This window comes from Paenibacillus whitsoniae (assembly GCF_003955665.1).
Lineage (GTDB): Bacteria > Bacillota > Bacilli > Paenibacillales > NBRC-103111 > Paenibacillus_E > Paenibacillus_E whitsoniae.
Genome location: NZ_RXHU01000078.1, coordinates 1 through 25,963 on the forward strand (window position 1 = coordinate 1; position 25,963 = coordinate 25,963).

The window sequence follows — 25,963 nt, forward strand, 5'->3', positions numbered from 1 at the left end:
GAGACAGAATAGAGCGAGGGACAGACCGAACGTCCACAACGTCCGCCGAGGCACTTTGCACCGCTGTCTTTCCTGCACGCCGAGATCGACGAGCACGAGCAGCCAACTCAGGGCAAGCGCTCCGCCCGAGTACGTGATCGTTTTCGGAATCGTGACGAGCAGGATCGCGCTGCACAGATTCACCAGAACGAGCAGGCTAAGCAGCACGCGTGCGCCTCCTCGCTTGTCAGCCCACAATCGACTTAAGCCGCCAGCGAGCCAGAACATCGGCACCAACGCCAGCACATAAATCGCATAATCGATGGCATCGATCCAGTAGATACCGCCTCCGAAGCGCAGAGGGTCAGGCAGCCAGATCAGTTCCCCCACAACCATCAGCACCAGCAGCAGCAACATGCCGCTGTAATAAAGCTTGCGCGCGAGCGCCATGCCCATCCCCCATTTGGCTCAAAAATCAGGCGAGCTGTTTCACGACTTCTTCATAGGACAATTTGCCGCCGAAAATATCGAGTGCGCTGCCAACCGTAATATCGAGTTTGCCGCCGGACAGCTCGCGGAAGAGCGCCAAGTCATCAAACGAACGCGCACCGCCCGCATACGTCGTCGGAATCGACACCCATTGTGCCAGGAAGCTGACAAGGCTTTGCTGAATGCCGCTTTGTTTACCCTCCACATCGACCGCATGAATCAGGAACTCATCGCAGTATTGCTCCAGGAACTTGATGCTATCCGGCGTAAGCTCAAAGTCGCTAAGCACCTTCCACTGGTTCGTCGCCACAAACCATCGGCCGTCTTTTTCCTTGCAGCTCAGATCGATCACCAAGCGCTCTTTTCCAACCGCCGCGACGATCTTCTGCAAATGGTCCATGTTCAGTTGACCATCCTTGAAAATATAGGACGTTACAATAATATGCGAAGCGCCCTGTGCCAGATACGAAGCCGCATTGTCTGCCGTAAGGCCGCCACCGATCTGCAAGCCGCCGGGATACGCCTGAAGCGCTTTGACAGCTTCCTCTTCGTTCCCGCCGCCGAGCATAATGACATGACCACCCTTCAAATGATCACGCTTGAACATTTCCGCGTAGTAAGCGGAGTCATGGGAGGACACGAAATTCTCAACGACCGCTTCCCCTTCCCCGCCTAACGTTTCTCCTACAATTTGCTTCACTTTGCCGCTATGTAAATCGATGCATGGTCTGAATTTCATTTGACGTTCAACTTCCCCTCACCGCGTATGTTAGTCGTGCTTCTCAAAGCCTTCCTCTTCCAAATACTCCACCGTCTCCTCGTACGTCTCAAACGCGCAGTCCAGATTCACACCCGCATAGACGTACCACAGATCCTCCAGGAAAAAGACCGTCAGCGTATGCCCCTCCCCGTCCCGCCATACTTCCCGATGCTGCTCCTCTTCGTTATCAGCCGGCTCGTCCGCTCCGGCCACCGCCAATGCATCGCCCTTGGATACGGACGTGCCCGTAAGTGAAAGAATCGATTTCGCCACTACGTCGCGAAGCTCGTCCTCCGTAAAATCCCGAATGTTGACGAGACCTCTGTCATCCGTGCGATAGCCCTGGATTAGCTCCGCATAGACGAAACCGTTCCCGTTCGGGTGTAAGTGGTACACCACATTTTTCTTATCGTACACACTTTCTTCATAGTGATAATTAATGCGGCCCAGCGACACATCCTTGCGCTGCAGCTCTGGAAATGACTCGATTATGCGTAATTTTTGCTCTAATGTTAGCATAGTTTTCGTTTACGAACCCCCGTCCTGTGATGCTTACCATGACGCAAAAAGAAGCAGGACTCCGCCTGCCTCTTCCCTAAATCCTGCCTTTCATTATAACACATTTCGCTTCGGTGTAAGCAACCGGGCTGGAACGTTATTCTTCTTTGCGAATTTTGCGCAGCCGGGTCTGATTGCGTCCAATGGTAACAATGCGGTACTCGCCAAACGCGAGGATGCGTTCACGTACGGCTGTCGGAAAGGTGAGCCGCTCCACCTCGAGCGTATCGTCCAGTTCATTGTACCAGGGCAAAAGATTCATTTTGATCACGAGCACACGGCTTTTCACGTCTTACCTCCACCTTTGCGCGTCTTCCTCTCAGGAACTTCATGGAAGAGCATTATTAACACTGTATGCGTAGGGGGGCGGGTTTGACTCATCCCACAAGGAAGTGCTACAATTTTTACACATTTTCTATACTTCGGTGAAGGGAGGGAACGACTTGGGATGCATCCTTTTACACGGAAATGGCAATGGACACTACTGGTCTGGATCATACTTGGCTTGTTTGTTTTCCCGCTAACCCCGCCAATCTCGCATCAGCCGGAAGTGAATACTGACGCGCTAGTGCTGGCGAGCACATCGCAAGTGCTGACCGTTCAGCCGGGGCTGCCTACGAAAGAAATCATCCAGCTGCAATTGCCAAGCCAACCGGTTTATGAAGATGCCCAGCAGCGCTACGACACCACCGTGTTCGTGATCTTCATTGTATATCTTATATATCCGATCTGGAAGCGGCTCAAAGTGCTGCTCCTCGCATTCCTCAAATTCACTTCGACGTACATGGGCCTAATATTTTCCTCTCATTCTGTACATCCTACGAAATGATTTGAAGAAATGAGGAAGAGACATGGCCAATTCACTTGCACAAACAGATCCGAACTTTCAAGCCAAACATGGAAAATTAACGCGGCAGAAATTCGCCCAGCGTATTCTGTTCATGATCATCGGGACAATTCTCGTTGCGGTTGCCCTTGAAATTTTTCTGGTTCCTAATCACATTATCGACGGCGGCATTGTCGGGATTTCGATTATCGTCTCCCATCTCTCCGGCATTCCGATCGGCATCTTTCTAGTTCTGCTCAATTTACCGTTCGTCATACTTGGCTACAAGCAGATTGGCAAAACGTTCGCCATCTCGACGACATTCTCCGTTATCCTGATGTCCATCGGCACGAGTATGCTGCATTCCGTGCAGGCCTTTACAGCCGATCCGCTGCTCGCGGCCGTCTTCGGCGGCATCGTGCTCGGCATTGGTGTCGGACTTGTCATCCGCTCCGGCGGCTCGCTGGACGGAACCGAGATCGTGGCGATCGTGTTTACGAAAAAATCGCCGTTCTCCGTCGGCGAAATTGTTATGTTTTTCAACTTATTCATTCTGGCGAGCGCCGGCTTCGTGTTCAGTTGGGACCGCGCGATGTACTCGCTGATCGCCTACTTCATCGCCTACAAAATGATTGATATTACGATCGAAGGTCTGGATCAATCGAAATCCGTCTGGATTATCAGCGACGAGTATGCGGCGATCGGCGATTCCATCACCTCGCGTCTTGGACGCGGCGTGACGTACCTGAAAGGCGAAGGCGCGTATACGGGCGACGAGAAAAAAGTCATTTTCAGCGTCATCACGCGGCTGGAAGAAGCGAAGCTCAAAAATATCGTCGAAGAACTCGACCCCCGCGCCTTTCTCGCGATCGGCAACATTCACGATGTCAAAGGCGGACGCTTTAAGAAGAAAGATATTCACTAAAAGGCAAATGGCCCCTGTCCTATGCGGACGGAGGCCATTTCTTTATCCATCGTTCCCATTCCCCAATGAAAACGGTCACATTTTACTCCACGCCGACTGCCTGGCTAGAGAAAAGGCTTGAATTGATCAAAAATAAAATGCATCGCCTCTTCCTCATCCTTGCCCCGCGTCAATAACCGCAGCAGTGTGCCTGCCCGAATCGGAATGAGCAGCATGCCCAGGAGGCTTTTCACATCCACCGTGTGGTGCTTGTCGTCGTAATCGAAATCAAGCGTAATGTCCGACATAAAATGAGATGATTTGGCCGACAGGCCTGCTAGATCGCTGCGTTCTAGCTCACGGTGAATCGTAAATTCATGTACTCGCATCGTCTCGGCTTCCTTCCCATAGTCGCATGACCGCATTGTGATTTGCGGTTATGTGTGGTATTATACAAAGATCTTTGTGTAAAGTGAAGTGTTGACAGATGCCTTTTTTATCTTTTTCTAACAAGCCTTATACCCTGATAACGCTGAACCATCCCTTGACCCCCGGTCGAGGGATTTTTTTTCCTTCAGGAAACACTTTCGCAGGAGGTCATCATTGATGAGCAGCAGCAACACCTCGTCCCTATGGGCAATCTGGCTCTCCCTGATCAGCAATATTCTGCTGACGATCGGCAAAATTGGTATCGGACTTATTTTTCATAGTGAAGTCTTGCTTGCCGACGGCGTCCACAACGCCGGGGACATTATCGCCTCCGTGGCGGCGCTGAGCGCCATGCGCATCTCCAAGCTGCCCGCGGATGAAGACCATCCGTACGGCCATGGCAAGGCGGAAGTGCTCGGCTCGGGTTTCGTCGCATTCATTCTCGTACTCGCGGCGCTCTATATCGGTTACCACGCCGCCACCGCCTTCTTTCACGAGCCGGACGCCCCGAGCTTGATCGCCTTTATCGCCGCCGCCATCTCCATGGCGTGGAAATACGGGCTCTACGTCTACACTATTCGCATCGGCAAGATGACGAACAGAAAGGGCCTCATTGCGACCGCGCAGGATCATCTGGCTGATGTGTACGCCTCCTTCGCCGCCGTCGTCGGGATCGGCCTCGCCTTCGTCGGATCGCACTACGACATTCGCTGGCTGGCTTACGGCGATGCGGCCGGCGGTGTCGTCGTCTCCCTGCTTGTTCTGAGGCTAGGCATCGAAATGGCCAAAGAATCGTTCGATATTCTCATGGAGAAAACCGTCGATCATGACAAGCTCGAACAGATCACGGAGCTGATCCTGGCCTGCCCCGACGTGCGGCGCATCGACCGCGTGCGCGCCCGTGAGCACGGCCATTACATCCTCGTAGATGCGCGGATTTCCGTCTCGGGCGAGCTGACGATCCAACAGGGCCACGACATCTCGCGCATCATCAAGAAGTCGATCATGGTGGCACATCCCGATGTCGACGAGGTGTTGATTCATTTGAATCCGTGGTATGCGGATGAATAACGCAGAAAAAGCCCCTCCTCCATACTTGGAGAAGGGGCGCTTGCAGTTCGCCTTTAAAACGTTGGCAAATTATCGAGATTGTTGTCCTTGCGCCCGTCCGCATCGGAGCGCAGATGCTCTTCATTGTCGCGGCCTTTAAACACGTTCAGGTGCTGAATTTCGTTGTTCTTGACCATCGTCTGCGCCGTCTTGTAATCGACTACCCGACCGGACGTCAGCTTCAGCTCAACGATATCGCCATCACCGTTTTTGCGGACTGCTACGACCTCTTCTGGCTGTCCGTTGTTCTGGTTGAATGTTTGTTCCATGTTGATCGCCTCCCGCCTTTAGTATGCCACCTGGGGCGGGAAATCATGCATCTAGCGCATAACATCGTGGTAAGCGTCGCTTACTTCTTGTCAAAATAGCGCAAATACGCGCCGTAGCCTTCCTTCTCCATCTCGGGCAGCGGAATGAAGCGCAGTGCCGCCGAGTTGATGCAGTAGCGCAGCCCGTTCGGCCCAGGCCCGTCATTAAACACATGCCCCAAATGCGAATCCGCCTCGTGGCTGCGCACCTCAGTACGAACCATGAAATGGCTGGTGTCTACCTTTTCCTTAACAAGACCTTCGAACAACGGCTTCGTAAAGCTCGGCCAGCCGCAGCCCGAATCGAATTTATCGTAAGACGTAAAAAGCGGCTCGCCGGACACAATATCTACGTACAGCCCATCTTCATGATGATCCCAGAACTCGTTCTGGAACGGCCGCTCCGTCGCGTTATTTTGCGTCACTTCGTATTGTAGCGGAGTCAACGCTTGCTTCCGCGCCTCTTTATCCTGCGCCGTGTTCCAATGCCGTTCGATAAACGCGTCGCGTCCCGAGCCTTTGCGATACGCCTTGTAGCGCATTGGATTTTTCACATGATAATCCTGATGGTACTCTTCGCCCGGGTAAAAAGCGCTGCTGTCGATGCGAACGATTTCCGTCGCAATCGGTCGATCAAACCGGCCGCTCTGCGCAAGCGCCGCCTTGGACGCTTCCGCCTTCGCGTACTGCTCATCCGTATGGGCAAAAATCGCCGTCCGGTACGACGACCCCCGGTCATGGAACTGCCCGCCGGCATCCGTCGGATCGATTTGGCGCCAATACGTTTCCAGCAATTTATCATAGGAGTAAAGCGTAGGATCAAATGTAATTTGCACCGCTTCGGCATGTCCTGTCGTTTCCGAACATACCTCCTGGTATGTCGGGTTTACCGTGTGCCCGCCAATATAACCGGACACGACCGATCGAATACCGGGCAGCTGATCGAATGGTGTGACCATGCACCAGAAACATCCGCCGGCAAATGTCGCCTTTTCAAATTTGGATTGCGATAATTCCGTCATACTTCACTCACCTCTTTATCAAGTTTCTTCTCTATCATAGCAAAATCCTCCGGGAATACCAAAGCTGCGCAGTACAGGCTGAAGCCCATAACCCTCCCACTGACAGCAGCCCAGGGGAGGGCGATGGAAAAAAACTATTTATCGTACTTGTACAGATTTGTTGCCATCATGCCCGACAACCATTTTAGATTGGACAGCTAGCTGTGTTTGCTTTTGAATTGCGTTGGCGTAAATCCGGTATAGGTTTTGAACACTTTGCAAAAATAGCGGTAATCCGAAATACCGACTGCGCTGGATACTTCATAAATTTTCATCGTTGTATTCTCCAGCAGCTCACTCGCCTTTTCCATACGCACCCGATTGACATAATCAGAGAGGTTTTCGCCAACCTCTTGCCTGAACATCTGACCGACGTAAGAGGGATGCATGTGTACGAGCTTCGCAAGCTCCGCAACTTGCATATCCTCCATATAGTGCTCGCGAATGTAACGGCACATGATCTGGATTTCCTTGCGAAAGGCAGTCGGCGGTAGGAACCGCTCCTTCAACCAGTCGTTGATGGCGTTCATCGTGTCCGTCCACCACCCGCAGAACTCCTCCCACGTTTCCAACTGATCGATTTCGGATAAGCGTACGATGACGGCATCCGGCAGTTGAACAAGCTCCGGTTGAAAGATTTGCTTCGTTATACGCAGAAGATCTGCTGGATGAATCGGAGCCTCCGTCCATCCGATCATGAGGGATGCGCTCTCCCGGAATGCCTCAACATTCCCTCGCTGCAGTGCTTTGACCATGTTAGCGATCCATTCCCGGCTAATATCCGAATCGAGTCTTCGCAGCGGAACGGCTTGCTTGCCGATCATCGACGTATCTGACTTATAGAAATAGGCCGCGAGACGATCGAGCCCCTCCCTAAGCATTTGGCCAAGCTGCTTCTCATCGAGTGGCCGCTTATCAAGATCCCGCAAATCGCCGATATGCAGATAGGTATGTGCAAGTGCATGCGCTTTCAAAGTATCCAGTGCAATCATCGCAATCTTTTTTAAATAAAATGCGTTCATCGGCTGCATCGAACTCACCAACAGCCCCAACCTCATTTGCCGCAATGGCAGTAGGGTAAGCTTGCAGCCATCGCCGAGCTCCGAATCCATCTTCCGTTCAAGTTCTTCGGCAAGTTGTCTTTGAAACAGCATGATTGCCTCAGTCTGATGTGCTGCCTGCTCAAATTCCGGATGCAACCGCCATCCGAGGGTAAAATCAACCAGATAGCTGGCGGTATGTAAGCTGCCGAACCAGTCCTCGGGCAGTAATCGCTGATCGCCCTTCCCTTCATTTTCCAACACATATTCCGTCCATTGCCGCTTTCGCTGCCATTCCTTCTCCCGCTCCAGCTCCAGCCGCATAGCCAGCTTCTGGTCAACATCCATCTCCTGCTCGATCGACTCGGCGACCTTGCGGCAGGCATCAAGGATTTGCGCAGGGGTTTGGGCCAGCTTGATTAAATAATTATCGACGCCAAGCTCAATCGCTTGCCGGGCATATTCAAATTCGCCATAGGCCGTCAAAATAACAATTCGGATTCGCGGCCATCGCCTGCGCACATAAGCGGCTAACTCCAAACCGTTCATATTCGGCATCGTAATATCCGTTAGCAGCACATGCGGCATGTTCCGTTCGATCATACCAATTGCTTCTTCCGCCCCGGAAGCTGCTCCCAGAAATGTAAAACCCGCTTCCGACCAAGGGATCCGCTCAGAAAATCGCTCTCGAATCCATTGCTCGTCATCGACCATCAACAGCTTTAACATGAGACATCCCTCCTTGGCAGATTTGGTTTTTCCAGACTTCCTCGGAAGGAAGATGAATCGTGACGCTCAGTCCTTCCTCCGGTTCGTTGTGGAACTGCAGGCCGTACGCCAAGCCGAACGTCATTCGCAATCGTTCATGAACATTGCGCAGACCTAAGTTGTTCAAACCTTTATGCGGATTGAGCGTTTCCGTTTCAGCCATCATGACGGCCAATTTCGCCGGGTCGATGCCAGGACCTGTGTCGGAAACTTCTAGAGCAACATAATCGGTCTCGCTCCATTTCCCGGATACGATGATATGATTAACCCCTTTTTTGCTCAATCCGTAAAAAATACTATTTTCCACTAACGTAATGACCGTTAACTTAGGAATGGGCGTGCTGTAAAAGCTTTCAGGAATGGCGATATCCATTTCGAACACATCCCCATATCTCAGGTTCATGAGCTGAACGTAGTTTTCCAATTGGAGGAGTTCATCCTCAACGGTCACAATATCACCGACTTTATCGGTCGAATATTGCAGCAGCCCCATCAGCGATCGCAGCATTTCCCCCATTTGCCCGGAATAGCCCGCTTCGCCTAAACAGTAAATCGCGTTGAGCGTATTATTTAAAAAATGCGGATGAATCTGCGATTGCAGCACCTTCAACTCATGATGCCGCTTCTTTTCTTCGGAAGCCCTCAGATCGTCGAACAGCGACTGAATATTCCCCATCATCCGATTAAAGCCGTCGGCAATAAAGGTAAACTCATCATTTCGTCTCAGTTTAATGCGGGCTTCCAATTCACCGCGTGCCGCCGCTTTAAACTGACGAGTAATGACCGTTACCGGCTTATGGATGTAGTTCGCAATCCATACAGATACAATGATCGCCAGGATGATGGCTGTCAGCAGGACAAAAATCGATTGCCGCTTCAACGGTGCCAGCAAAGGAAACGCTTGCGATTCCTCAATTACGGAAAAGACAACCCAGTCCCAGCGATTTTGATTGCTGCTGAGCACGGCATAATCCCCAAAAGACGTATGCACGTTGTTGTAGGAGGTTCCGCTTTTGCGCGTTAACGCTTGCAGAGCGTCTTTCATCTCCAAATGATCCTTATACGAGTTCGGATAAGCGAGATAGGTGTTCGTTGACAAATAGTCACCTTGGCTTGTGAACAAATAGATGCGCTGCTTCTCACCTTGAATGATCTGCGGACCGGTGAGGGCATCCAAATTTATATCCAGCACAATTAAGCGTTTGCTATCGACCTGTTTAGAGACGGTAATGACAGATCGTTGACTGACCGCGTGGGGTTGACTCCACCAGAAGCCTGTTTTACTTGTCTGTGCCATAATTTCGGTGATCATCTCAGGCGCAATGTAGAATTGATAGCCGTAGGGCGAGCTGATCCGTACCTTGCCGTTCTCGATTAAATAGATGCTCTGAAGCTGATCCTGATGAAACGTCATAATATTATCAATCAGTTGGCTGAATCCGTTTTCGTCCATGTTGTCGTAGAGAACCGGATTCGCAAGAAAGATCAGTTGACTTTGGAGCGAGTTCATCACGGTTTTTATATAATTTTCAATTTGCACGACCGAGCTTTGCAGTTGTTTTTCATTATTTTGACGAATCGGTGCAAATAATCGCTGGTATCCGAAAAAAGCGATCACGACGAAGACGACGACGACGGACAAAAAGGTTAGAATGAACAGCTTGGTACTGACGCTGGAGAGAAAGCTTGTTCCTGTGAGTCGACGACGAATCATGCACGAGCACTCCCTTACATGTGAGCTGTTTCAACAGCACATGCCAATATTCACCATATTATAGCATGACCCTTGCCGCTCTGTACGCAGCTATCCGCAGCCTCATTCCAATCCGCTCCTTGTTCTACCCTTTTACCGAGCCAAGCAAGGCGCCTTTGACAAAGTATTTTTGCAGGAACGGATAAATAATCATCAAGGGCAGCGTTGCTACCACGACGACGGCCATCTTGATCGTTTCCGGAGGCAGCGTATCCAGCGCCAAGGAGTTTAGTGATAGCTCCGTGCTGACATTGGGCGATTGAATCATGCTCCGGAGGACAACCTGCATCGGCATCAGCGATTTATCAGAGAGATAGAAAATCCCTTTAAAATATTCGTTCCAGTGCGTAACGCCATAAAACAATCCAATCGTTGCCATGATCGGCGCGGACAAAGGAAGCACGATACGGAACAAGGTGGACAAATCGCCACACCCGTCTACTTTAGCCGCTTCTTCCACTTCCGCCGGCAAATTTTCAAAGTACGTTTTGACGATTAATAAGTTGAATGTCGAGACCATGCCTGGAATGACCATCGCCCACACGGTATCATACAAGCCAAGACTTCGTACCATGATATACAAGGGAATAATGCCTCCGCTAAACATCATCGTAAAGACTAAGGCCATCAGAATGAAATTTCTCCCCGGCACGAATTTTTTCGACAGCGGGTAGGCGAGCAACGTCGTTACGACCATATTCAACAGCGTGCCTACCACCGTAATAAACACCGTAATTTTAAGTGCCTGTGGAATTCGGGGACTCCCGAAAATCTCCTTGTAAGCGTCAAGGGTAAACTGTTCGGGCCAAATGACAAACCCACCATTTCGCATCACTTCAATATAAGGCGTAACCGAAACAATAAAGACGTAGTACAACGGAAATAGCGCAAGCAGCGCGAACAGCGTCAGCAAAGCGTAGATGACGGCATCTGCCGCCTTATCCGCTTTCGTTTTATGTACGACAAGAGACATGCATTGCCGCCTCCTTCTCATGTTGATTCCTTACCATATGCCGGAACCTCCCACTTTTTTGGCTAACCGGTTTGCACCGAGCACCAGGACGAAACCTACGACCGATTTAAATACCCCCATCGCTGCGGCTACGCCAAACTCGAGCCGTTCAAAGCCATACCGATAGACCCATGTATCCACGATATCCCCCACCTCATAGACGCGCGCGTTCAGGAAAATAAACACCTGATCAAACCCCGCGTCCAGAATGCCGCCAATCCGAATAATCAGCAGCAGCACAAAGACATCGCGGATGCCCGGCAGCGTCACATGCCAGAGCTGGCGCCAACGGCTTGCCCCGTCTACGACAGCGGCTTCGTACAGCTCTTGATTAATGGAAGCCACGGCAGCCAAATAGATAATCGCACCAAAACCGGTGTTTTTCCAAATTTCTGTAAATACGAGCATCGGTCTGAAGAAATCCTGATTCGTCATTAAATCCATTTGTCCCCACCCCATATCGCGAACCCATGTTGAGATGAGTCCTGAGCCCGGAGCCAGAAAAGAGAAAACCAAGCCGTAAACAATAACCCAGGATAAAAAATACGGCCCGTACGTAATCGTCTGCACAATTCGTTTGAACCAGAGGGCGCGAATCTCATTGAGCATCAGAGCTAAGATCACATCCGGCACCATGCTGCCTATGATTTTATAGACAGAGATTAACAGCGTATTCCGTAGAATAGGCAAAAAATCGGGACTATCAAAAATCACACGGAAATTATCAAACCCGACCCACGGACTCCCCCAGATGCCCTTCATCAAATTGTAGTTCTGGAAAGCGATTAACGTTCCCGCCATCGGTGCATAATGGAACAAAATATAATAGATCAAGCCTGGCACCATCATCAAGTAAAACCATTTTAAGCGGTAGATGCTGCGCATCCTGTCCCGCTTGACCAAGCGTGGCGCGGCGGTATTTTCGATCTTTGCGCTTACGATTTCGGCCATCGCCGTTCCCTCCTCGGTGATCCTATCCGAATGCAGAAGGAAACTCCGAACCTCTCAGAGCTCCCTTCCGATCTGGTATTTTTATTTAAAATCGTTCAGCTTCTTGTCCTTCAGCGCTGCGTTAATCTGTTTGGTATACTCGGTAAAAATCTCTTTCCCTCTAAACTTGGTCATCAGCTCTTCACGGTATTGCGGCCAGTTTTTGCCGCTTTTATCATCAAGAACGGCCTTGGCATGGAATTTGCTCATTTCTTTGCGGAAATCTCCAATGTTAATGCCATTCGGTGGAACCAAGCTGACAGGCGGCAGTGCATTGTGTTTCGGGAACCCCTCCACGGTCTTGAGAATGGCACGATCATGCTCGGATACACGGGAGTCGATTAATTCCAGACCGAGTACATTCGGTTCGTCCGGTGTGAAAACAGCGTATACGTTCAGCCAGTTGCCCGCTTTGGCGATATCGCTTTCAAAGGCAGCCACATTGAGGGTGATCTTCTTGCCGTCTTTTGTATAGTGCTTGCCTTCTTGCCCATAGTGGGTCAGCAAGAAGCCTTCTTCACTGCCCAGCCAGTTGACGATCTCCAAGGAGCGTTTCACTTTCTCCGGATTTTTGTCGGCTGTCGCCTTGCTGATCAGAATCGTATTCTCCGGCACGTTGTACTTCCACATGACCGGCTTGTCGAGCGGATAAATCGGCTGCCAGTTCGCTTTCGGATCAAGCGCTTTGCTGCGGTTCTGCAGCGAAGTCGCCACACTGTCCAGGGCGATGGTCTTGTCGCCCGGCGTGAAAATCATCCCTACCTTGCCCTGTGCGGCCTTGTCGATATGCGCAGGCGCCTTGTTCAGGAACCAGTCGGGATCGACAATGCCGGCTTTATTCCATTCGACCACCTGATCGATCACGTTTTGCACCTTCAGATCCGTCCGGTTGTCCACATAGCTGTTATCCACGATCATAAAGTCGGCGACAAAGCCATTATTGAGCCATTGTGGAAAATCCAACGGTAAATTTTGACCGCTTCCTGCCGCTGAGAATCCATAAGTATCCTGCTTGCCGTTTCCGTCTGGATCCCCTTTGGTGAACTGGGTCATCACTTCGGTCAATTCTGCATAAGTATGCGGCGCCTTCAGCCCTAATTTATCCAGCCAGTCCTGCCGAATGTACCATGAAGCGTAGGTATTGCGCTGGAAAGGCAGCATGGCGCGTGAGAACTCCCCTTGTTTCAGCTGAAAAGCATCCACTTCCTCTTTACTGACCCACTTGAAGTAATTCGGCATCGTTGCCGGTGTTACGAACGAACTCAGATTGGCCGTGATGCCATCGTTAATGTACTTTTGCGACTCCGCTGCGCCGGCGATAAACAAGTCCGGTGCGCTTCCGCCGGCAAGCGTAGCGTTCAGCTTGTCATGATACTCTTTGCCAATGACCATATAGTCGATTTTCAAATCTACATTGAACTTCTCTTCAATCGTTTTTTTCACAAAATCCTTGTCGGCTGACGGCAGCGTGACGTTCGCTAGGAACGCGCTGGTAACGGACCAATTCAGGGATAGCTTGGGCTGCTTTGCAGCTTCCGTTGTCTTAGCCGAATTGCCGGCAGAACCCGGCGTCCCTGTTGCGGACGGGTCGTCCTTTGAACATGCTGTAAGCGCAACCATTGTTGTCATGGCAATGACTAGCCATTTTTTCTTCATCTCTTTCAACACCCTTCTGTTTGCTGTACGTTTGTAAACCTCATGTCGTAACTTGTTAACGTTGACTTGAATTTATTATAGGTCGGGCTGATTGACTTAACTAGCAGACTAGTTCAAGAAATGGTGTGTCTAATCAAGAAACATAGAGATAAATGAGAACGTTTACAACTATTTGAATGACAAAAAAAGCCCCGTCATATACACGCTGACGGAACCTTTATGGAGATGAGCTGGCGCTTACAGATTATTAAACACGTCTGTCAGCACAGGCACGATTTGCGACTTACGGGAAACGACGCCTTTCAGCAGCGCCTTGTTGTTGGCCAACGTCACGTTGTACGCTTTCTCAACGGCATCTGCTTTGCGGCCAAGCGCCAGCCCGACGGAATCGTTGTTCAATATGTCTGTCACGACAAACAGGAACAGATCCAGGTTTTTCTCGGCGATGATCGCTTGCAGCGCAGCTTCTATTTCTGCTTGCTGGGACAGCACATCGTTTACGTCAACCGCGTTCACTTGTGCGATTTCCGTTTTGTAGCTGCCCATCGTGAACTCTTTCGCATCCAGGGAGATCAATTGGGCAACCGTTTTATCGCTCAGATCGGCGCCTGCTTTGAGCATGCTCAGACCATACTCTTCCGCGTTAACGCCAGCGATCGCCGCAAGCTCGCGAGCTGCTGCAACGTCTTGCTCCGTGCAAGTCGGGGATTTGAACAGCAAAGAATCGGAAATGATAGCGGAAAGCATCAGACCGGCGATGTCTTGGTCGATGGCAACGCCGTTTTCTTTGTACAATTTATTCAAAATAGTCGCTGTACAGCCAACCGGCTCAGCGCGATAGTACAGGGGATGGCTTGTTTCAAAATTGGCAATCCGGTGGTGATCGATCACTTCCACAACGCGGACCTGGTCAATATCCGTCGCGCTTTGCTGACGTTCAACGTGGTCAACCAGAATCACGTTCTGCGCTTCATTGGCAACCGTTTCGACAAGACGAGGCGCTGCGGCTTTGAACGTGTCCAGCGCGAATTGCGTTTCGCCGTTCACCGCGCCCAAGCGGACAGCTTCCACTTCCTGGCCGAGTTTGGTTTTCAGCGCTGCATAAGCAATGGCCGAGCAGATTGAATCAGTATCCGGATTTTTATGCCCGAAAATTAGTGTTTTTGACATGGGACGACTCCTTACACGTATTATTGAAGTGCTAAAGATTTCTATAAGTACAACCTCTATAACGATTATACTCAAAAATCCAAGTAAATCCACTGCTAATCAGAAAGCGCTCATCTGAAATGACAAGTTTGGAACCCAAGCTTCTTTCCCCTCCGCAAAATCTCGATCCGTCAGCTTCCTCGCCCACGTCTCCAACGAGTCCTCGCTCCGAACGACGATCCGCTTGAGCTTATAAGGATTTTGCCGGTTCGTTGCCCACCCATCGTCCGTTGAAAACGCGTACCGGAACCCGTTTTTCCGCAAAATGCGGAGCGTTGTCCGGTTATACTCCCCGTACGGATAAGCAAACACCGGCGCGGGCTTGCCCAGCACCGCTTCGATCTTCCGGCGCGCGTCCATGATCTCCGCGCGCTGATGTGCTTGATCCAGCTTGGGCAGATGCGGGTGCGTCACCGTGTGCGGCATGACGTCCCAATTCGCCTCCGCAAGCTCGCGAACCTGCTGCCAGCTCAAATAGCCTGGCAGATCGACCAGCCCCGTCGACAGAAACAATGTCGCCGGGAAGTGGTGTTCGCGGAGAATCGGCATCGCCGTCTCCGCGTTGTTGGCATAGCCGTCATCGAACGTGAGCAGCACGGGCTTGTTCGGTGACGGCATCTGGCCCGCGAGCACACGGACGAAGGCGTCCAGTGTGAGCGGGGTGTAGTGCTGCGCGGCCAAGTAGTTCATTTGCCGCGCGAACGCATCGGGGGGGAGCACGTACGGATTCCCGTGCGCCACCCCGATGCTGTGGTAATTCAGCACGGGGATGGCCACCCCGTGCTCCGCCCGGCCCGCCGCCGGCTTCGCTCCGGCGGGCGTTGGTAAAAGCGCTGCTGCTGCGCAGAGCAGCGCCAGTATCGTGACGGCTGCGATGTATGTCGCAGCCGATTTAGTTCTTCTTCGCATAGCTGTCACCCGCTTCGTCAGAGTAGCGTCGCACCGCCCGGTCGCACCGCAGTGCTTGCCGCGCTGCGCGACCGCGGATTGCTCTGCGCTTCATCCGAGGCAATGCGCTCTTGTACGCATGCCCGGCAGCTCGCAGCAACCGCAGCCGTCGGTTGGGTTACGACGCCCATTCTCCTTTCAGGCTTTCCCGCCCGCCGCGGGACTATGCAAATCTTGGTACAATCGTACCAATCCGAACGATTGGCAGGACCCCGCTGCTCACCGCTACTTCGTTGATGAACTGGAAAAGCTCCCGCATATGAACTGTCTTTTCGCAAAAATGGGCATCTGAACTGGCATTTCTCCATCACATTTGACCGTAATTCCCCTACCTCCGTACAAACTCTGAAATTAAACTGGAGCTTTTCCAGTTCATGGAGCTCTTTCTCTCCGATTCGGAACAATGAACTGGAGAAATTCCAGTTCAGGGTATGGGGTGTGTTAGTAGCGCGCTGAAATCCATCGGCTGTATGAATGACAAGAGAGTCGGAGAGAGCGCATGGCAGCTCTCCCTCCCTAAGCTGCCTCCCAAACCTGCAAATAAGCATCTATTCTGCGCAAATCGCCTCCGTTTTCGAAAATGCCTGCGCAAAAACAGGCTTTTATATCCATTTCCGCTCATTTGGAGGAAACTCACATAAAAACCTGCCATTTCGCAGGCATTCATCCAAAGGAGCCCCAATTGCAAAAAAAGCCTGCTTTTTCGCAGGCTTATCAAGTTAGCTCAGCTGGTTTATCTGCCCCTGCCGCTCACCACTGCCACCCCATCGAGCACAAACTTACCTCGCCCTACTCCGCCGCCTCCGCTAATTGAATGAGCCGATTAATCGTCTCCCAGTTTCGCGTCGTGGCAGAGACGCCGAGCTTCTTCTCGATCGTCTGGTTACTGAGCTTCGTATCGCCGTATCGCTGGCGAACCAGCACATAGACCGTCCTGTCTACGACGACGTACTCATCGTCCCCGCTCCGGACGCCTTGCAGCTTCGCAAGTCCTGCTTCCGACGGCAGTTGCGCCAGCAGTGTCACATATACTTGCGGTTCTGACGCAGCTCCCTTCTGCGGAAGCGGCCAAGGCTGGCCAGCAACGATATCCCGCAGCTCTGCGGGTGTCCGCACGAGCACCGGGATATCGTAGCCAAGCTGGGCGAGCAATGCTTCGTGAATGGCTGCCTCGAGCTGTGCAGACGCAGCCGAATCATTTTTCGTCGCAAAATCAAGCCCCTCAGCCAGCTGAGCTCCCGCTCGAAACACCACATTGCCGCTTTGAATATAGGTGGCGACATCCGTATAGCCCAACCCTTCAAAAAGCTGGCGCAGCCTGTCCATTTTCACCGATTTCTGACCGCTGACGTTGATCCCGCGAAGCAATGCGATAAAGACACTCATGTTGTTCGCCTCCATCATCCCTAGATTACGGCAAATTATACCACACTTTCCGCTCCGCCGATGGCTTTCTCGAAGCAGAGGGAACTTGCGCATGCCACATATTCCCCGAATCTTGGGATAGACGAATAGCCATGCTTCATATATAGGGCAAGCGCCTCCGGCTGCGGAGCCCCCGCTTCAAGGCGAATCCAGCGTTTGCCCTGCCGCAGCGCCTCCCCTTCCAGAAAAGCAAGCAGCCTCGACGCAATCCCCTGCTTCCTGTAAGCCGGATCGACAAAGAAGCGCTTAAGTTCCGTGCTCTCCTCATCCAATGGCCGAAGCGCGCCGCAAGCCACAGCTCGATCGTCAATGTAGCCGACGGCAAATTTCATCGTTTTCACATAAGGCGCATGAAAATCTACGGTAAATATATCTTCTTTCGGATAGCGCTGCATCAAATCATCGTCCAATTTCGCAATTAACGCGTGCAAATCCGGATCGGTATCGGGCACGAAAAATAGTTTTAGCTCCATCACCACTGGGCCTCCCATGAACTCTCTTATCTAGTAAAATAAATTTCTCTCTATCGTAACTGAACTATGTTCAATTATCAATTTTCATTCGATCCCCCGATCCGATATACTTGAGCATAGTATGGCACAAAGAAAGGACGTCCCCCATGTCTCAACCCGCTCCATCCAACGAGAACATCGCCCAAGTCTGCCTGCTGGCAGGTAAAATCATGCTCGAAAGCGGCGGCGAAACGTACCGCGTGGAAAGCACGATGAACCACGTCGCAAGCGCATTCGGCGCCGACCATTCACATAGCTACGTGACGCCGACGGGTATTATTTTTGCCATTGACGGCAGCTCGCCGATTACTCGACTAATCCGTATTTCTACTCGCTCAACCGACCTACGCAAAGTGACGCTCGTCAATGCGATCTCGAGGCGGATCTCGCAAGGCGAGCTCCGGCCGGACGAGGCGATACGCGAGCTGACGGCCGTCGATCAAAACCAGACGAGGTATCCCGTCTGGTTTCAGATACTGGCGGCAGCCTTGGCCAGCGGCTGCTTCCTGATCATGTTCAAAGGCCTTTGGGCCGACTTTGCGCCGGCTTTCGTGACCGGCGGAGCCGGGCTTTTGGCACTGACTTATTTTCACCGGCTGCTGCCGATCAAGTTTTTCGCCGAGTTTCTCGCTTCGCTGCTGATTGGCGCCGTCGCCTATCTCTTCGTCCGCACGGGCCTCGGTCACGAGCTGAATACGATCATTATCGGCTCCGTTATGCCGCTCGTGCCCGGACTGCTCATTACGAATGCCGTCCGCGACTTGATGGCAGGCCATTTCGTCTCCGGCGTATCCAAAGGCGCAGAGGCGTTCCTGACGGCATTTGCGATCGGGGCCGGAATTGCCCTCGTGCTATCCCTCTATGCAGGAGGTTATGCCGCATGATGCTTATGGAACAGCTCGTGACGAGCTTTATCGCAACGGCAGCGTTTGCCATTTTGTTCAACGTGCCTCGAGGCACCCTGCTGCAATGCGGTTTTGTCGGCATGCTGGGCTGGGTGCTCTATATGCTGATGACGCAGTACGCTGTCGATACGATTTTGGCAACGCTGCTCGCATCGTTCAGCGTGACCTTAGTCAGCCATTTATGCGCCAAATCGTTCAAAACGCCGGTCATCGTGTTCAGCGTGTCCGGCATTATTCCGCTCGTACCCGGCGGACTTGCCTACGATGCGATGCGCAACGTGGTGCTTCACCATTACGATGTGGCCGTGCAGCTGGCGGTTCAAGCCTTTTTGCTGTCCGGCGCCATCGCGATCGGCCTTGTTTTCTCGGAGGTGTTAAATCAACTGCTGCGCAAACGTGAAGTATAAATTTCCTAGGGACTATAACATTTCACTATAGGAAAATGACCATTTATAATTTTTACCTATAAGCTTTATCGGAACTATATCTTGGATTTCCTGCGCCGTTCCTTCTACAATGAACACATGACCACCAACAAGAACGGAATGGAGCTGATTTTCAATGAATGAACACGATCACGCGAGAATTTTGAGCAAATTTAACGAAGTCGCCGAAAAATATGACAGCCAACGCAGGAAGCTGATTCCTTGCTTTGACGGCTTTTATCAAACGGCTGCGGCGCTCGTCCAAACGGTTTCTGACCAGCCTCGCATCCTCGATCTCGGCGCTGGAACCGGGCTTTTCTCTTCCTACGTCTACACGAAGTATCCGCAAGCGGCTTTCACGCTTATCGATCTGTCCGCGGGCATGTTGGAAAAAGCCAAAGAACGGTTTGACGGCATTCCCGTCGACATCACCTACATCGCAGAGGATTATACGAAGTATACTGGGGACGCGCCTTTCGACGCGGTGATTTCTTCTCTCTCCATTCACCATCTGGAGGACGCAGAGAAGCAGGGGCTCTATCGCCATATTCACAGCTTGCTGAAGCCGGGCGGCGTGTTTGTCAACGCAGATCAAGTGCAGGGCGGGACGCCTTATATCGACGAAATGTATCGATCAGACTGGAAGGCGAAAATCGAGGCGACCGACCTCACGCGCGACGAGCTGAATGCCGCTTACGAACGGACGAAGCTCGACCGCATGGCGCCGCTGGACGATCAGTTGGGATGGCTGCGTGAGTATGGGTTTGCAGATGTGGACTGCGTGTTCAAGTCCTACAATTTTGTTGTGATGTTCGGACGCAAACTGTAACGGTTTGGCCGTCCCCCCGGGGACGGCAGCCTTCACAGGCAGTATGGAGCTGTTTCGAGAATATGCTGTCCTAGGGAACATGGGCTTAAATAAACTTAAATAAACCGCTTTGCTTATCACATTATTGTGTGTTATTATAAAGTTATAAGCAGCTTGAACATAAACTCACATATTGAAAAGTGATCATTTGTGTAATGGTACCCTTTTCAATGTGCGAGTTTTTTTGTTTAAAAAGCATGTTAATCAAAATTTGGGGGTAATTTCAGAATGGAAACAGGAACAGTGAAATGGTTTAACGCAGAGAAAGGCTTTGGATTTATTGAAATGGAGGGCGGAAATGACGTATTCGTTCATTTCTCCGCGATTCAAGGGGATGGATTCAAATCGTTGGACGAAGGGCAGCGCGTTGAATTTAATGTAGCTCAAGGCAGCCGCGGTCCTCAAGCCGAAAATGTTGTAAAACTGTAGTTCACAGGGAACTGTCCTAAACACATGTTGAGGGCAGTTTTTTTATTAGAGGAGGAGAAACGATGTACTTCCGAAAAAAATCGATAGAGGATCTCGTTCAAGAAAACACGAAAATATGGGCGTGCAGTAGAGAAGGTTGTAATGGGTGGATTCGGGACAATTTTTCGTTTGAACACGTCCCAACTTGTCATCTCTGCCTTTCTCCCATGATAAGCAGCTTGAAAATGCTCCCTATAGTTCCTAACTCCAATAAAAATATGAAGTCTCTTCATAAAGGCAGACTGATCTCTTAGTTTCTTACTATCGAACGACACAAAGCAATGAAAGGAATGAGATATTATTAAGAAGAGCTCGTGGTTGATCATGATTTCCTGCGCGTTTTCTTCATTTTTTTTCACTGTATGGGGAGGCTGCCTTCTGTTTGGTTGCCTCCTTTACATGGTCTTTTCCAATGGAAATTTCAGGAAATTATTTGCTGCAAATCGATAAAGCACAAAAAAAGCTCGATTTATTTGACAAAAAAGTCCCAAAACGTGCGTAAAACAATCGTAAAAAACATGGGGGCTCACCACAGCGTCGGTTTCGCCACCATGAACCACATCATCGACAGTGTGATGATGACATATAAGATCAGCGCGCGGCGCAGCTTGTCCACGATCGCCTGGCGATCATCATGAGGCGCTTTCAATTGCCGCAGCAGCGGCGAGAACGCCCGTGCGATAAAATACAGCGACGCGACCATGATGAGCACTGTCGCCACAATCCAGGACGTCGACCATGTCCATGAGGTCAGCCAAGTCAGAATAATGCCGGTCGCCACGAGCACGTGGCCCGCATGCTTCGTCAGCCGAACGGTGATCCGAAACGGCTCCAGATAGTCCGGCAGCAGCTCGAACGGAGCAAATCTGATTTTGCTTAATAATGGAAACAGTATGAAATAAGGCCCAATGCTTAATACAACGCTAAAAATATGCAAATACAACAGTACAACATACCAAGACACTCTACTCATCCGTTTCTGTACACTTATTGAAAGCAGTGCGCGCCTTCCCGGCTGCGCACTGCTTCGTGTCGTTCGTTTTACTCCGCTTGCTTGAATTCGTGCACCCATACTTTCATCTGCGGCAGCCAAGGCATGCCGGGATGCATGGACAGAATGCTGTCCCGATATTCCTCAACCGTCTCATGACCTTCCATCTTGGCGTGTTCGACCGTCAATTCTCCCAGGCTCTGTTGGTAAACGTTCGTGACGACGAACGATTTGCCTTCGAGCTCCATGATCTCGCCGATGTCGGCGTAACGTCCGTTGCGACGGCAAGCTGTTTTCTGACCCGCAAGTACCTTGCTTACTTCCGCTTCTTTCGTAACGAGCCGGTCGATAGAACAGGTCTTCGGCGGTAATGTCTCATTCACATCCATACGTATTTCCCTCCTTTTACCAGCTCCCATTATAGCGAATACTGCACCGGCAACGCAAGCAACGCTCGGATCACCGGCTACTCACGCAGCGCCTCCTTGAGCTTTGTCGCCATCGTGTCCATGGCATGGCTTGGCGTCCGCTTGGCTCCTCGAAGTTTAGCGATTTCCTGCTTCAAGCGGTCATTCTCCCCGGTCAGTTCCAACACTTTGGCCACCAATTCCGCCTTATCAAGCTCATTCCAGTTCTGCATTCGACTTCCCCCTTTACAAGCGAATACCCCCTTGGATGCACCGGCGTCGTAGAAGCATTACCGTAAGCATAAAAGGGGGTTAAACCTGCCTTATCGTCTATTGACCTGCAGGAACCGCGTACAATCTGGACGTTTCTTCCCAAATCTCGCCCGGAGCAAGGGAAGCAAGGCCAATTTGGTTGGCCGGCAGATTCACATTTGGCGCATTGACCAGGTTGATTTGTGGCTCTGGACAGAACCAGCCTTCCTGTGCGCCGTTGTTGTAAATCATCCACTGCTTGTAAGACGTACCGATGTCATAGATCAGCTTAACGCCGTTCCGGCTGTCCGTCAGCGCCATGAAACTGCGGTTATTTTGCGGCAGCGTCGTGTAGTGGTTGTCCATGGACTCGAAAAACGGCGACAATCCGCCAACCTTCATCTTCTCCTCATCGGCCGAAAGCGCTTGGAAATCGCCCGACGGCAGCATGCGCTCGTTGAGTTGCCAGCGTTCGCCGATCGTCATTTGGAACGTATAATCGGATGCTGCGCTATTTGCCGCAAATGGCGTATTCAGCGTCGTGTGGAACGCGAGCAAGCAAGGCATCGCTTCCTTGCCTTCATTATGTACGGAAACGTGCTGTTGCAAACCGAGCGCCGACAGCGTGTAGGTTAACCGGATCGTAAATTCAAACGGCAGATACGCGTGCACGGAATGGCCCTCTCTCACCTGCAAGGCAAGCGTAACCCGGCTTTCGGTCTCGTCGCTGCTGAACTTCTCGACCTGCCAAGGAATGTAATGCACAAAGCCGTGCAAATGATTGCCGGTCTTCGCTTCATTCACCGGCAGTTGGTACACCTTCCCATTCCATGGGAACTTGCCGTCTTCATAGCGGTTCGGCGGGAACAGCACGGGAATTCCGTGCACGACCGGACGCGCTTTAAACGCTTCCATTTCTTCCGCTCCCGGCTCTCTTAGAAAGTTGTACTGATTCTCTGTATCTCGAAATGCGATGAGATTCGCGCCTACCTCAGGCAGCACCGCCGCTTCGTAACGTCCGGCTTGCAGCCAAATCGCGGGCTCACCGTGAAATGTACCTTGAAAAGCTTTCGTCGTCATCCTCTGGGTTCTCCTCCTGAAATTCCAAATGAGAGCAAGCCTCGACGGACTTTGCTCTCATTTTACTTTAGCCCATCGACTTTCCCGAAGTCAATGGACAGAAATTATGGTGATATTGATAAATGTGACATTTTATTTCGTATAAATGGCTTCGTTCCAGCGCAGCTCGTTGCGGAATTGCTGAACCGACGTGTTCTTGTTAATGACAGCCACTTCAATCCCCGCTAACTCGGCGAAATCAATCAATTGTTCGGTGCTGACCTGGTATGAAAATACAGTGTGGTGCGCGCCCCCGCCGTAAATCCATGCTTCTGCCGAATCGCGCAGCGACGGCTGCGGCTTCCACAGTACGCGGGCGACCGGCAGCTTCGGCATCGCCTGCACCGGCTGAACGGCATCCACTTCGTTGATCAGCAAGCGGAAACGGTGGCCCATGTCAATCAGCGAAGCATTGAGCGCAGCGCCGGAAGCGCCGTCGAAAACGAGTCGCGCAGGATCGGCTTTGCCGCCGATGCCAAGCGGGTGCACTTCCACCGTCGGGCGCGTCGCCGCAATCGTCGGGCAAATCTCCAACATATGCGCGCCCAGCACGAGCTCTTCACCCGGCGCCATATGGTACGTATAATCTTCCATGAACGACGTGCCTTTGTTGCCCGCCATCACTTTCATAACGCGCGTCAGCGCTGCCGTCTTCCAGTCGCCTTCGCCGCCAAAGCCGTAGCCCTGCGCCATCAAACGCTGCACGGCAAGCCCCGGGAGCTGCTTCAGTCCATGCAGGTCTTCGAACGTCGTCGTGAATGCGCCGAAACCGCCTTCCTGCAAAAAGCCTTTCAGCCCCAGCTCGATTCTCGCCTGTTCGCGAATCGCGTTGCGAACCGGGCCTTCTGCAAGGCCTGCTTCTGCAATCGAGTACAGCTCGCTGTATTCTTCCATCAAGCGGTCAACTTCCGCTTCCGAGATGTCGTTCACACGCTGCACGAGATCGCCAACGCCGAAGCCGTTTACCGACCAGCCGAATTTGATCTGCGCCTCGACCTTATCGCCTTCGGTCACCGCTACATGGCGCATATTGTCTCCAAAGCGCGCCACTTTCAAATTGCGGCTTTCCGCAAAGCCCGCCGCCATGCGCATCCAGGCGCCGATACGATCAAGCACAGCCGGGTCTTCCCAGTAGCCGACGACGACTTTGCGGGCTACGCCCATCCGCGTGCCGATGAAACCGTATTCACGATCACCGTGCGCCGCCTGATTCAAATTCATAAAGTCCATGTCGATCGTATCCCACGGAATATCGCGATTGAATTGCGTGTGCAGGTGAAGCAGCGGTTTGCGGTACTCGGCGAGGCCTGCGATCCACATTTTGGCCGGGGAGAACGTATGCATCCACGTAATGACCCCTGCGCAGCTGTCATCCGAATTGGCATCGAGCAGCAGTCTGCGGATGCTGTCTGGCGTCGTCAGGACGTCTTTAAATACGATTGGATACGGGATCGCCTCGGATTTCGAAATACCGGCAGTGATTTGCTTGGTGTGATCTTCAACCTGGAGCAGTGTCTCTGGTCCGTACAAGTGCTGAGAGCCGGTAACGAACCAAAACTGTTTATTTTCAAATGAATGCATAGGAATTGCCTCCTTATAAAAGTTCGAACTCATACACCCAGTATAACACTTGTACGTACAAGTTGAAAAGTAGGCAAACGAAAAAAAGAGAGCTACGCGAATCGCCGCGTAGACTCCCTTACTACTAGCTCAGGTTTGTAAAGCTTGCCTTGCTTTGGCTGATCTCCTTTAGGCTGCTCAATCATAGAGATCAGCAACTCCGCCGCCTCCCGGCCAAGCTCCGCTTTCGGGTGGGAGAGCGTCGTCAGCTTCACTTCCGTCGCCGTCGCCAGCGATGAGTCGTCGAAGCCGACCATCGATACATCGGCCGGCACCAGCAAGCCCATCGAGCGGACAGCTTCCAACAGATTCACGGCAAGCTCGTCGTTATAGCAGACAAACGCTGTCGGACGAGCCTGCTCGCGCCGCAGCATATCCGTTGCGGCAGCGAAAGGCTTTTGCCACTTCTCCTCGGTCGTGTAGTGCACAACATTTTCCGGCAGCAGCGGAATTTCGTACTGCTGGTGTGCGCGTACGAAGCCTTTTAACCGATTCATTCCCTGCAGGTCGTCGATCTTGAAAAAGCCCGCAATCTGCCGATGCCCCAGCTCGATCAAGTGCTGCGCCGCCAGAAAGCCGCCTTCCTCGTCATCGATCATCATGACCGGGCATTGCAGGCCGGAGTACCGCTCGTTGATCATCAAATACGGAATCTCCTGATAATCAAGCGACAAATAATAGCTCAGGTTCGGGTTGCCCTCCGCGCTTTTCGTCGGCTCGATAATCAGCCCGCTCAGCGGCTCGCTGAGCATCATCTCGAGACTGTCCCGCTCCCTGGCTTTGTCGTTATCCGTCGAGGACAACAGCAGCCTGTAGCCTCTCTCCCGCAGTGCCGCTTCGGCCCCCCGCACAATAATCGGGAAAATATAATCCGAAATGTACGTGGTAATAATGCCGATTGTCTGTACATCCCGGCCCTTCTCCGACTGCTGCGGCATGGATACGAACGTCCCCTTGCCCTGCATCCGGTACAGCCAGCCGTCTTTTTCCAACTCGCCGAATGTCTGCCGGACCGTTTGCCGGCTCATCATATACTGCTCGGCAATCTCGTTCTCCGACGGCATCTGGTCGCCGGGCTTCAGTTTGCCGTTTTGCAGCCACGTCAAAATTTCCTGCTTCAGCTGCATGTATTTTGGTAATTGCTTTTCTGACATGCGGTTCCTCCAAGCCT

The 25,963-nt window shown here is 51.8% G+C and carries 31 protein-coding genes; 8 read left to right on the forward strand and 23 right to left on the reverse strand.

Annotated elements, in window-relative coordinates:
* The 4 genes from EJQ19_RS23695 to EJQ19_RS23710 all read right to left on the reverse strand — a co-directional run.
* A partial coding sequence (locus EJQ19_RS23695) for a hypothetical protein (RefSeq protein ID WP_164716691.1) occupies positions 1 to 429 on the reverse strand: 429 nt, incomplete at its 3' end.
* A 25-nt stretch (positions 430 to 454) separates the two neighbouring features.
* Positions 455 to 1,207: a phosphoribosylformimino-5-aminoimidazole carboxamide ribotide isomerase gene (hisA, locus tag EJQ19_RS23700; protein WP_126143723.1), complete on the reverse strand. Its 753-nt coding sequence runs from the start codon at positions 1,205 to 1,207 to the stop codon at positions 455 to 457.
* 30 nt (positions 1,208 to 1,237) lie between these two features.
* Positions 1,238 to 1,747, reverse strand: coding sequence for a hypothetical protein (locus EJQ19_RS23705; RefSeq protein ID WP_126143724.1), 510 nt, complete (start codon positions 1,745 to 1,747; stop codon positions 1,238 to 1,240).
* Positions 1,748 to 1,883: 136 nt separating this feature from the next.
* Complete coding sequence (locus tag EJQ19_RS23710) at positions 1,884 to 2,075, reverse strand: hypothetical protein (protein WP_126143725.1); 192 nt, start codon at positions 2,073 to 2,075, stop codon at positions 1,884 to 1,886.
* Between the two features lie 159 nt (positions 2,076 to 2,234).
* On the opposite strand from EJQ19_RS23710, the gene EJQ19_RS23715 reads away from it, so the two are divergent.
* Together EJQ19_RS23715 and EJQ19_RS23720 are read left to right on the forward strand one after the other, a co-directional pair.
* The gene (locus tag EJQ19_RS23715) at positions 2,235 to 2,615 is read left to right on the forward strand and encodes a hypothetical protein (RefSeq protein WP_126143726.1); all 381 of its coding nucleotides are present in this window, start codon (positions 2,235 to 2,237) and stop codon (positions 2,613 to 2,615) included.
* Positions 2,616 to 2,637: 22 nt separating this feature from the next.
* On the forward strand, positions 2,638 to 3,537 hold the full coding sequence (locus tag EJQ19_RS23720) for a YitT family protein (protein ID WP_126143727.1): 900 nt from the start codon (positions 2,638 to 2,640) through the stop codon (positions 3,535 to 3,537).
* A 104-nt stretch (positions 3,538 to 3,641) separates the two neighbouring features.
* Here EJQ19_RS23720 and EJQ19_RS23725 read toward each other — a convergent pair whose 3' ends face one another.
* Complete coding sequence (locus EJQ19_RS23725; protein WP_126143728.1) at positions 3,642 to 3,905, reverse strand: HPr family phosphocarrier protein; 264 nt, start codon at positions 3,903 to 3,905, stop codon at positions 3,642 to 3,644.
* 217 nt (positions 3,906 to 4,122) lie between these two features.
* Here EJQ19_RS23725 and EJQ19_RS23730 point away from each other — a divergent pair, with 217 nt between their 5' ends.
* Positions 4,123 to 5,016, forward strand: coding sequence for a cation diffusion facilitator family transporter (locus tag EJQ19_RS23730; protein WP_126143729.1), 894 nt, complete (start codon positions 4,123 to 4,125; stop codon positions 5,014 to 5,016).
* Positions 5,017 to 5,069: 53 nt separating this feature from the next.
* Here EJQ19_RS23730 and EJQ19_RS23735 read toward each other — a convergent pair whose 3' ends face one another.
* The 12 genes from EJQ19_RS23735 to EJQ19_RS23785 form a co-directional block, all read right to left on the reverse strand.
* Complete coding sequence (locus EJQ19_RS23735; RefSeq protein ID WP_126143730.1) at positions 5,070 to 5,324, reverse strand: DUF3892 domain-containing protein; 255 nt, start codon at positions 5,322 to 5,324, stop codon at positions 5,070 to 5,072.
* 80 nt (positions 5,325 to 5,404) lie between these two features.
* Complete coding sequence (gene msrB / locus EJQ19_RS23740) at positions 5,405 to 6,385, reverse strand: peptide-methionine (R)-S-oxide reductase MsrB (protein WP_126143731.1); 981 nt, start codon at positions 6,383 to 6,385, stop codon at positions 5,405 to 5,407.
* 197 nt (positions 6,386 to 6,582) lie between these two features.
* On the reverse strand, positions 6,583 to 8,193 hold the full coding sequence (locus tag EJQ19_RS23745) for a response regulator (protein ID WP_126143732.1): 1,611 nt from the start codon (positions 8,191 to 8,193) through the stop codon (positions 6,583 to 6,585).
* Positions 8,168 to 9,946 carry a sensor histidine kinase gene (locus tag EJQ19_RS23750; RefSeq protein ID WP_126143733.1) on the reverse strand — a complete coding sequence of 593 codons (1,779 nt, stop codon included), beginning with the start codon at positions 9,944 to 9,946 and terminating at the stop codon, positions 8,168 to 8,170. Before EJQ19_RS23750 ends, EJQ19_RS23745 begins: the two co-directional genes overlap by 26 nt.
* A 124-nt stretch (positions 9,947 to 10,070) precedes the next feature.
* Complete coding sequence (locus tag EJQ19_RS23755) at positions 10,071 to 10,958, reverse strand: carbohydrate ABC transporter permease (protein WP_126143734.1); 888 nt, start codon at positions 10,956 to 10,958, stop codon at positions 10,071 to 10,073.
* 30 nt (positions 10,959 to 10,988) lie between these two features.
* The gene (locus EJQ19_RS23760; RefSeq protein ID WP_126143735.1) at positions 10,989 to 11,948 is read right to left on the reverse strand and encodes an ABC transporter permease; all 960 of its coding nucleotides are present in this window, start codon (positions 11,946 to 11,948) and stop codon (positions 10,989 to 10,991) included.
* 81 nt (positions 11,949 to 12,029) lie between these two features.
* Positions 12,030 to 13,643, reverse strand: coding sequence for a type 2 periplasmic-binding domain-containing protein (locus EJQ19_RS23765; RefSeq protein ID WP_126143736.1), 1,614 nt, complete (start codon positions 13,641 to 13,643; stop codon positions 12,030 to 12,032).
* 237 nt (positions 13,644 to 13,880) lie between these two features.
* A complete protein-coding gene (locus tag EJQ19_RS23770) occupies positions 13,881 to 14,813 on the reverse strand; it encodes a manganese-dependent inorganic pyrophosphatase (RefSeq protein ID WP_126143737.1) in 933 nt (310 codons plus the stop codon).
* 99 nt (positions 14,814 to 14,912) lie between these two features.
* Positions 14,913 to 15,761: a polysaccharide deacetylase family protein gene (locus EJQ19_RS23775; protein WP_241243063.1), complete on the reverse strand. Its 849-nt coding sequence runs from the start codon at positions 15,759 to 15,761 to the stop codon at positions 14,913 to 14,915.
* 17 nt (positions 15,762 to 15,778) lie between these two features.
* Positions 15,779 to 15,931 (reverse strand): hypothetical protein, encoded by a 153-nt coding sequence (locus EJQ19_RS31960; RefSeq protein ID WP_164716692.1) that lies wholly within the window; start codon positions 15,929 to 15,931, stop codon positions 15,779 to 15,781.
* 658 nt (positions 15,932 to 16,589) lie between these two features.
* Positions 16,590 to 17,186, reverse strand: coding sequence for a DUF1697 domain-containing protein (locus tag EJQ19_RS23780; protein ID WP_164716693.1), 597 nt, complete (start codon positions 17,184 to 17,186; stop codon positions 16,590 to 16,592).
* Between the two features lie 35 nt (positions 17,187 to 17,221).
* Positions 17,222 to 17,698 carry a GNAT family N-acetyltransferase gene (locus EJQ19_RS23785; protein WP_126143739.1) on the reverse strand — a complete coding sequence of 159 codons (477 nt, stop codon included), beginning with the start codon at positions 17,696 to 17,698 and terminating at the stop codon, positions 17,222 to 17,224.
* 146 nt (positions 17,699 to 17,844) lie between these two features.
* Between EJQ19_RS23785 and EJQ19_RS23790 the strand changes: the two genes are divergently transcribed.
* The 5 genes from EJQ19_RS23790 to EJQ19_RS23810 all read left to right on the forward strand — a co-directional run bounded on the left by EJQ19_RS23790 (position 17,845) and on the right by EJQ19_RS23810 (position 20,657).
* Entirely contained in the window at positions 17,845 to 18,621 is a 777-nt protein-coding gene (locus tag EJQ19_RS23790) for a threonine/serine exporter family protein (protein WP_126143740.1), read from the forward strand.
* Positions 18,621 to 19,049: a threonine/serine exporter family protein gene (locus EJQ19_RS23795; RefSeq protein WP_126143823.1), complete on the forward strand. Its 429-nt coding sequence runs from the start codon at positions 18,621 to 18,623 to the stop codon at positions 19,047 to 19,049. Before EJQ19_RS23790 ends, EJQ19_RS23795 begins: the two co-directional genes overlap by 1 nt.
* Before the next feature lie 154 nt (positions 19,050 to 19,203).
* Entirely contained in the window at positions 19,204 to 19,896 is a 693-nt protein-coding gene (locus EJQ19_RS23800; RefSeq protein ID WP_126143741.1) for a class I SAM-dependent methyltransferase, read from the forward strand.
* 267 nt (positions 19,897 to 20,163) lie between these two features.
* Positions 20,164 to 20,364, forward strand: a complete 201-nt coding sequence (locus EJQ19_RS23805; RefSeq protein WP_126143742.1) for a cold-shock protein — start codon at positions 20,164 to 20,166, stop codon at positions 20,362 to 20,364.
* A 62-nt stretch (positions 20,365 to 20,426) separates the two neighbouring features.
* Positions 20,427 to 20,657, forward strand: a complete 231-nt coding sequence (locus tag EJQ19_RS23810) for a cold-shock protein (RefSeq protein ID WP_126143743.1) — start codon at positions 20,427 to 20,429, stop codon at positions 20,655 to 20,657.
* Positions 20,658 to 20,929: 272 nt separating this feature from the next.
* On the opposite strand, the gene EJQ19_RS23815 is transcribed toward EJQ19_RS23810, so the two are convergent.
* From EJQ19_RS23815 to EJQ19_RS23835, 6 genes are all read right to left on the reverse strand, one after another.
* The gene (locus EJQ19_RS23815) at positions 20,930 to 21,376 is read right to left on the reverse strand and encodes a hypothetical protein (RefSeq protein WP_126143744.1); all 447 of its coding nucleotides are present in this window, start codon (positions 21,374 to 21,376) and stop codon (positions 20,930 to 20,932) included.
* Positions 21,377 to 21,444: 68 nt separating this feature from the next.
* Positions 21,445 to 21,783: an ASCH domain-containing protein gene (locus EJQ19_RS23820; RefSeq protein ID WP_206438478.1), complete on the reverse strand. Its 339-nt coding sequence runs from the start codon at positions 21,781 to 21,783 to the stop codon at positions 21,445 to 21,447.
* Between the two features lie 77 nt (positions 21,784 to 21,860).
* The gene (locus EJQ19_RS31965; RefSeq protein ID WP_164716694.1) at positions 21,861 to 22,034 is read right to left on the reverse strand and encodes a hypothetical protein; all 174 of its coding nucleotides are present in this window, start codon (positions 22,032 to 22,034) and stop codon (positions 21,861 to 21,863) included.
* A 97-nt stretch (positions 22,035 to 22,131) separates the two neighbouring features.
* The gene (locus tag EJQ19_RS23825) at positions 22,132 to 23,133 is read right to left on the reverse strand and encodes an aldose 1-epimerase (protein WP_126143746.1); all 1,002 of its coding nucleotides are present in this window, start codon (positions 23,131 to 23,133) and stop codon (positions 22,132 to 22,134) included.
* A gap of 132 nt (positions 23,134 to 23,265) precedes the next feature.
* The gene (araA, locus tag EJQ19_RS23830; protein WP_126143747.1) at positions 23,266 to 24,753 is read right to left on the reverse strand and encodes an L-arabinose isomerase; all 1,488 of its coding nucleotides are present in this window, start codon (positions 24,751 to 24,753) and stop codon (positions 23,266 to 23,268) included.
* Positions 24,754 to 24,845: 92 nt separating this feature from the next.
* Positions 24,846 to 25,946, reverse strand: coding sequence for a GntR family transcriptional regulator (locus EJQ19_RS23835; RefSeq protein ID WP_126143748.1), 1,101 nt, complete (start codon positions 25,944 to 25,946; stop codon positions 24,846 to 24,848).
* Positions 25,947 to 25,963: the final 17 nt, after the last annotated feature.

Coding starts and splice junctions, on each gene's coding strand:
- EJQ19_RS23820 (WP_206438478.1), bottom strand. CDS start 21,783: ATGGATGTGAATGAGACATTACCGCCGAAGACCTGTTCTATCGACCGG.
- EJQ19_RS23705 (WP_126143724.1), bottom strand. CDS start 1,747: ATGCTAACATTAGAGCAAAAATTACGCATAATCGAGTCATTTCCAGAG.
- EJQ19_RS23780 (WP_164716693.1), bottom strand. CDS start 17,186: ATGAGTGTCTTTATCGCATTGCTTCGCGGGATCAACGTCAGCGGTCAG.
- EJQ19_RS23760 (WP_126143735.1), bottom strand. CDS start 11,948: ATGGCCGAAATCGTAAGCGCAAAGATCGAAAATACCGCCGCGCCACGC.
- EJQ19_RS23810 (WP_126143743.1), top strand. CDS start 20,427: ATGTACTTCCGAAAAAAATCGATAGAGGATCTCGTTCAAGAAAACACG.
- EJQ19_RS23790 (WP_126143740.1), top strand. CDS start 17,845: ATGTCTCAACCCGCTCCATCCAACGAGAACATCGCCCAAGTCTGCCTG.
- hisA (WP_126143723.1), bottom strand. CDS start 1,207: ATGAAATTCAGACCATGCATCGATTTACATAGCGGCAAAGTGAAGCAA.
- EJQ19_RS31965 (WP_164716694.1), bottom strand. CDS start 22,034: ATGCAGAACTGGAATGAGCTTGATAAGGCGGAATTGGTGGCCAAAGTG.
- EJQ19_RS23735 (WP_126143730.1), bottom strand. CDS start 5,324: ATGGAACAAACATTCAACCAGAACAACGGACAGCCAGAAGAGGTCGTA.
- EJQ19_RS23750 (WP_126143733.1), bottom strand. CDS start 9,946: ATGATTCGTCGTCGACTCACAGGAACAAGCTTTCTCTCCAGCGTCAGT.
- EJQ19_RS23835 (WP_126143748.1), bottom strand. CDS start 25,946: ATGTCAGAAAAGCAATTACCAAAATACATGCAGCTGAAGCAGGAAATT.
- msrB (WP_126143731.1), bottom strand. CDS start 6,385: ATGACGGAATTATCGCAATCCAAATTTGAAAAGGCGACATTTGCCGGC.
- EJQ19_RS23775 (WP_241243063.1), bottom strand. CDS start 15,761: ATGCGAAGAAGAACTAAATCGGCTGCGACATACATCGCAGCCGTCACG.
- araA (WP_126143747.1), bottom strand. CDS start 24,753: ATGCATTCATTTGAAAATAAACAGTTTTGGTTCGTTACCGGCTCTCAG.
- EJQ19_RS23730 (WP_126143729.1), top strand. CDS start 4,123: ATGAGCAGCAGCAACACCTCGTCCCTATGGGCAATCTGGCTCTCCCTG.
- EJQ19_RS23720 (WP_126143727.1), top strand. CDS start 2,638: ATGGCCAATTCACTTGCACAAACAGATCCGAACTTTCAAGCCAAACAT.
- EJQ19_RS23725 (WP_126143728.1), bottom strand. CDS start 3,905: ATGCGAGTACATGAATTTACGATTCACCGTGAGCTAGAACGCAGCGAT.
- EJQ19_RS23815 (WP_126143744.1), bottom strand. CDS start 21,376: ATGAGTAGAGTGTCTTGGTATGTTGTACTGTTGTATTTGCATATTTTT.
- EJQ19_RS23715 (WP_126143726.1), top strand. CDS start 2,235: ATGCATCCTTTTACACGGAAATGGCAATGGACACTACTGGTCTGGATC.
- EJQ19_RS23800 (WP_126143741.1), top strand. CDS start 19,204: ATGAATGAACACGATCACGCGAGAATTTTGAGCAAATTTAACGAAGTC.
- EJQ19_RS23795 (WP_126143823.1), top strand. CDS start 18,621: ATGCTTATGGAACAGCTCGTGACGAGCTTTATCGCAACGGCAGCGTTT.
- EJQ19_RS23745 (WP_126143732.1), bottom strand. CDS start 8,193: ATGTTAAAGCTGTTGATGGTCGATGACGAGCAATGGATTCGAGAGCGA.
- EJQ19_RS23770 (WP_126143737.1), bottom strand. CDS start 14,813: ATGTCAAAAACACTAATTTTCGGGCATAAAAATCCGGATACTGATTCA.
- EJQ19_RS23805 (WP_126143742.1), top strand. CDS start 20,164: ATGGAAACAGGAACAGTGAAATGGTTTAACGCAGAGAAAGGCTTTGGA.
- EJQ19_RS23765 (WP_126143736.1), bottom strand. CDS start 13,643: ATGAAGAAAAAATGGCTAGTCATTGCCATGACAACAATGGTTGCGCTT.
- EJQ19_RS23785 (WP_126143739.1), bottom strand. CDS start 17,698: ATGGAGCTAAAACTATTTTTCGTGCCCGATACCGATCCGGATTTGCAC.
- EJQ19_RS23825 (WP_126143746.1), bottom strand. CDS start 23,133: ATGACGACGAAAGCTTTTCAAGGTACATTTCACGGTGAGCCCGCGATT.
- EJQ19_RS23755 (WP_126143734.1), bottom strand. CDS start 10,958: ATGTCTCTTGTCGTACATAAAACGAAAGCGGATAAGGCGGCAGATGCC.
- EJQ19_RS31960 (WP_164716692.1), bottom strand. CDS start 15,931: ATGGGCGTCGTAACCCAACCGACGGCTGCGGTTGCTGCGAGCTGCCGG.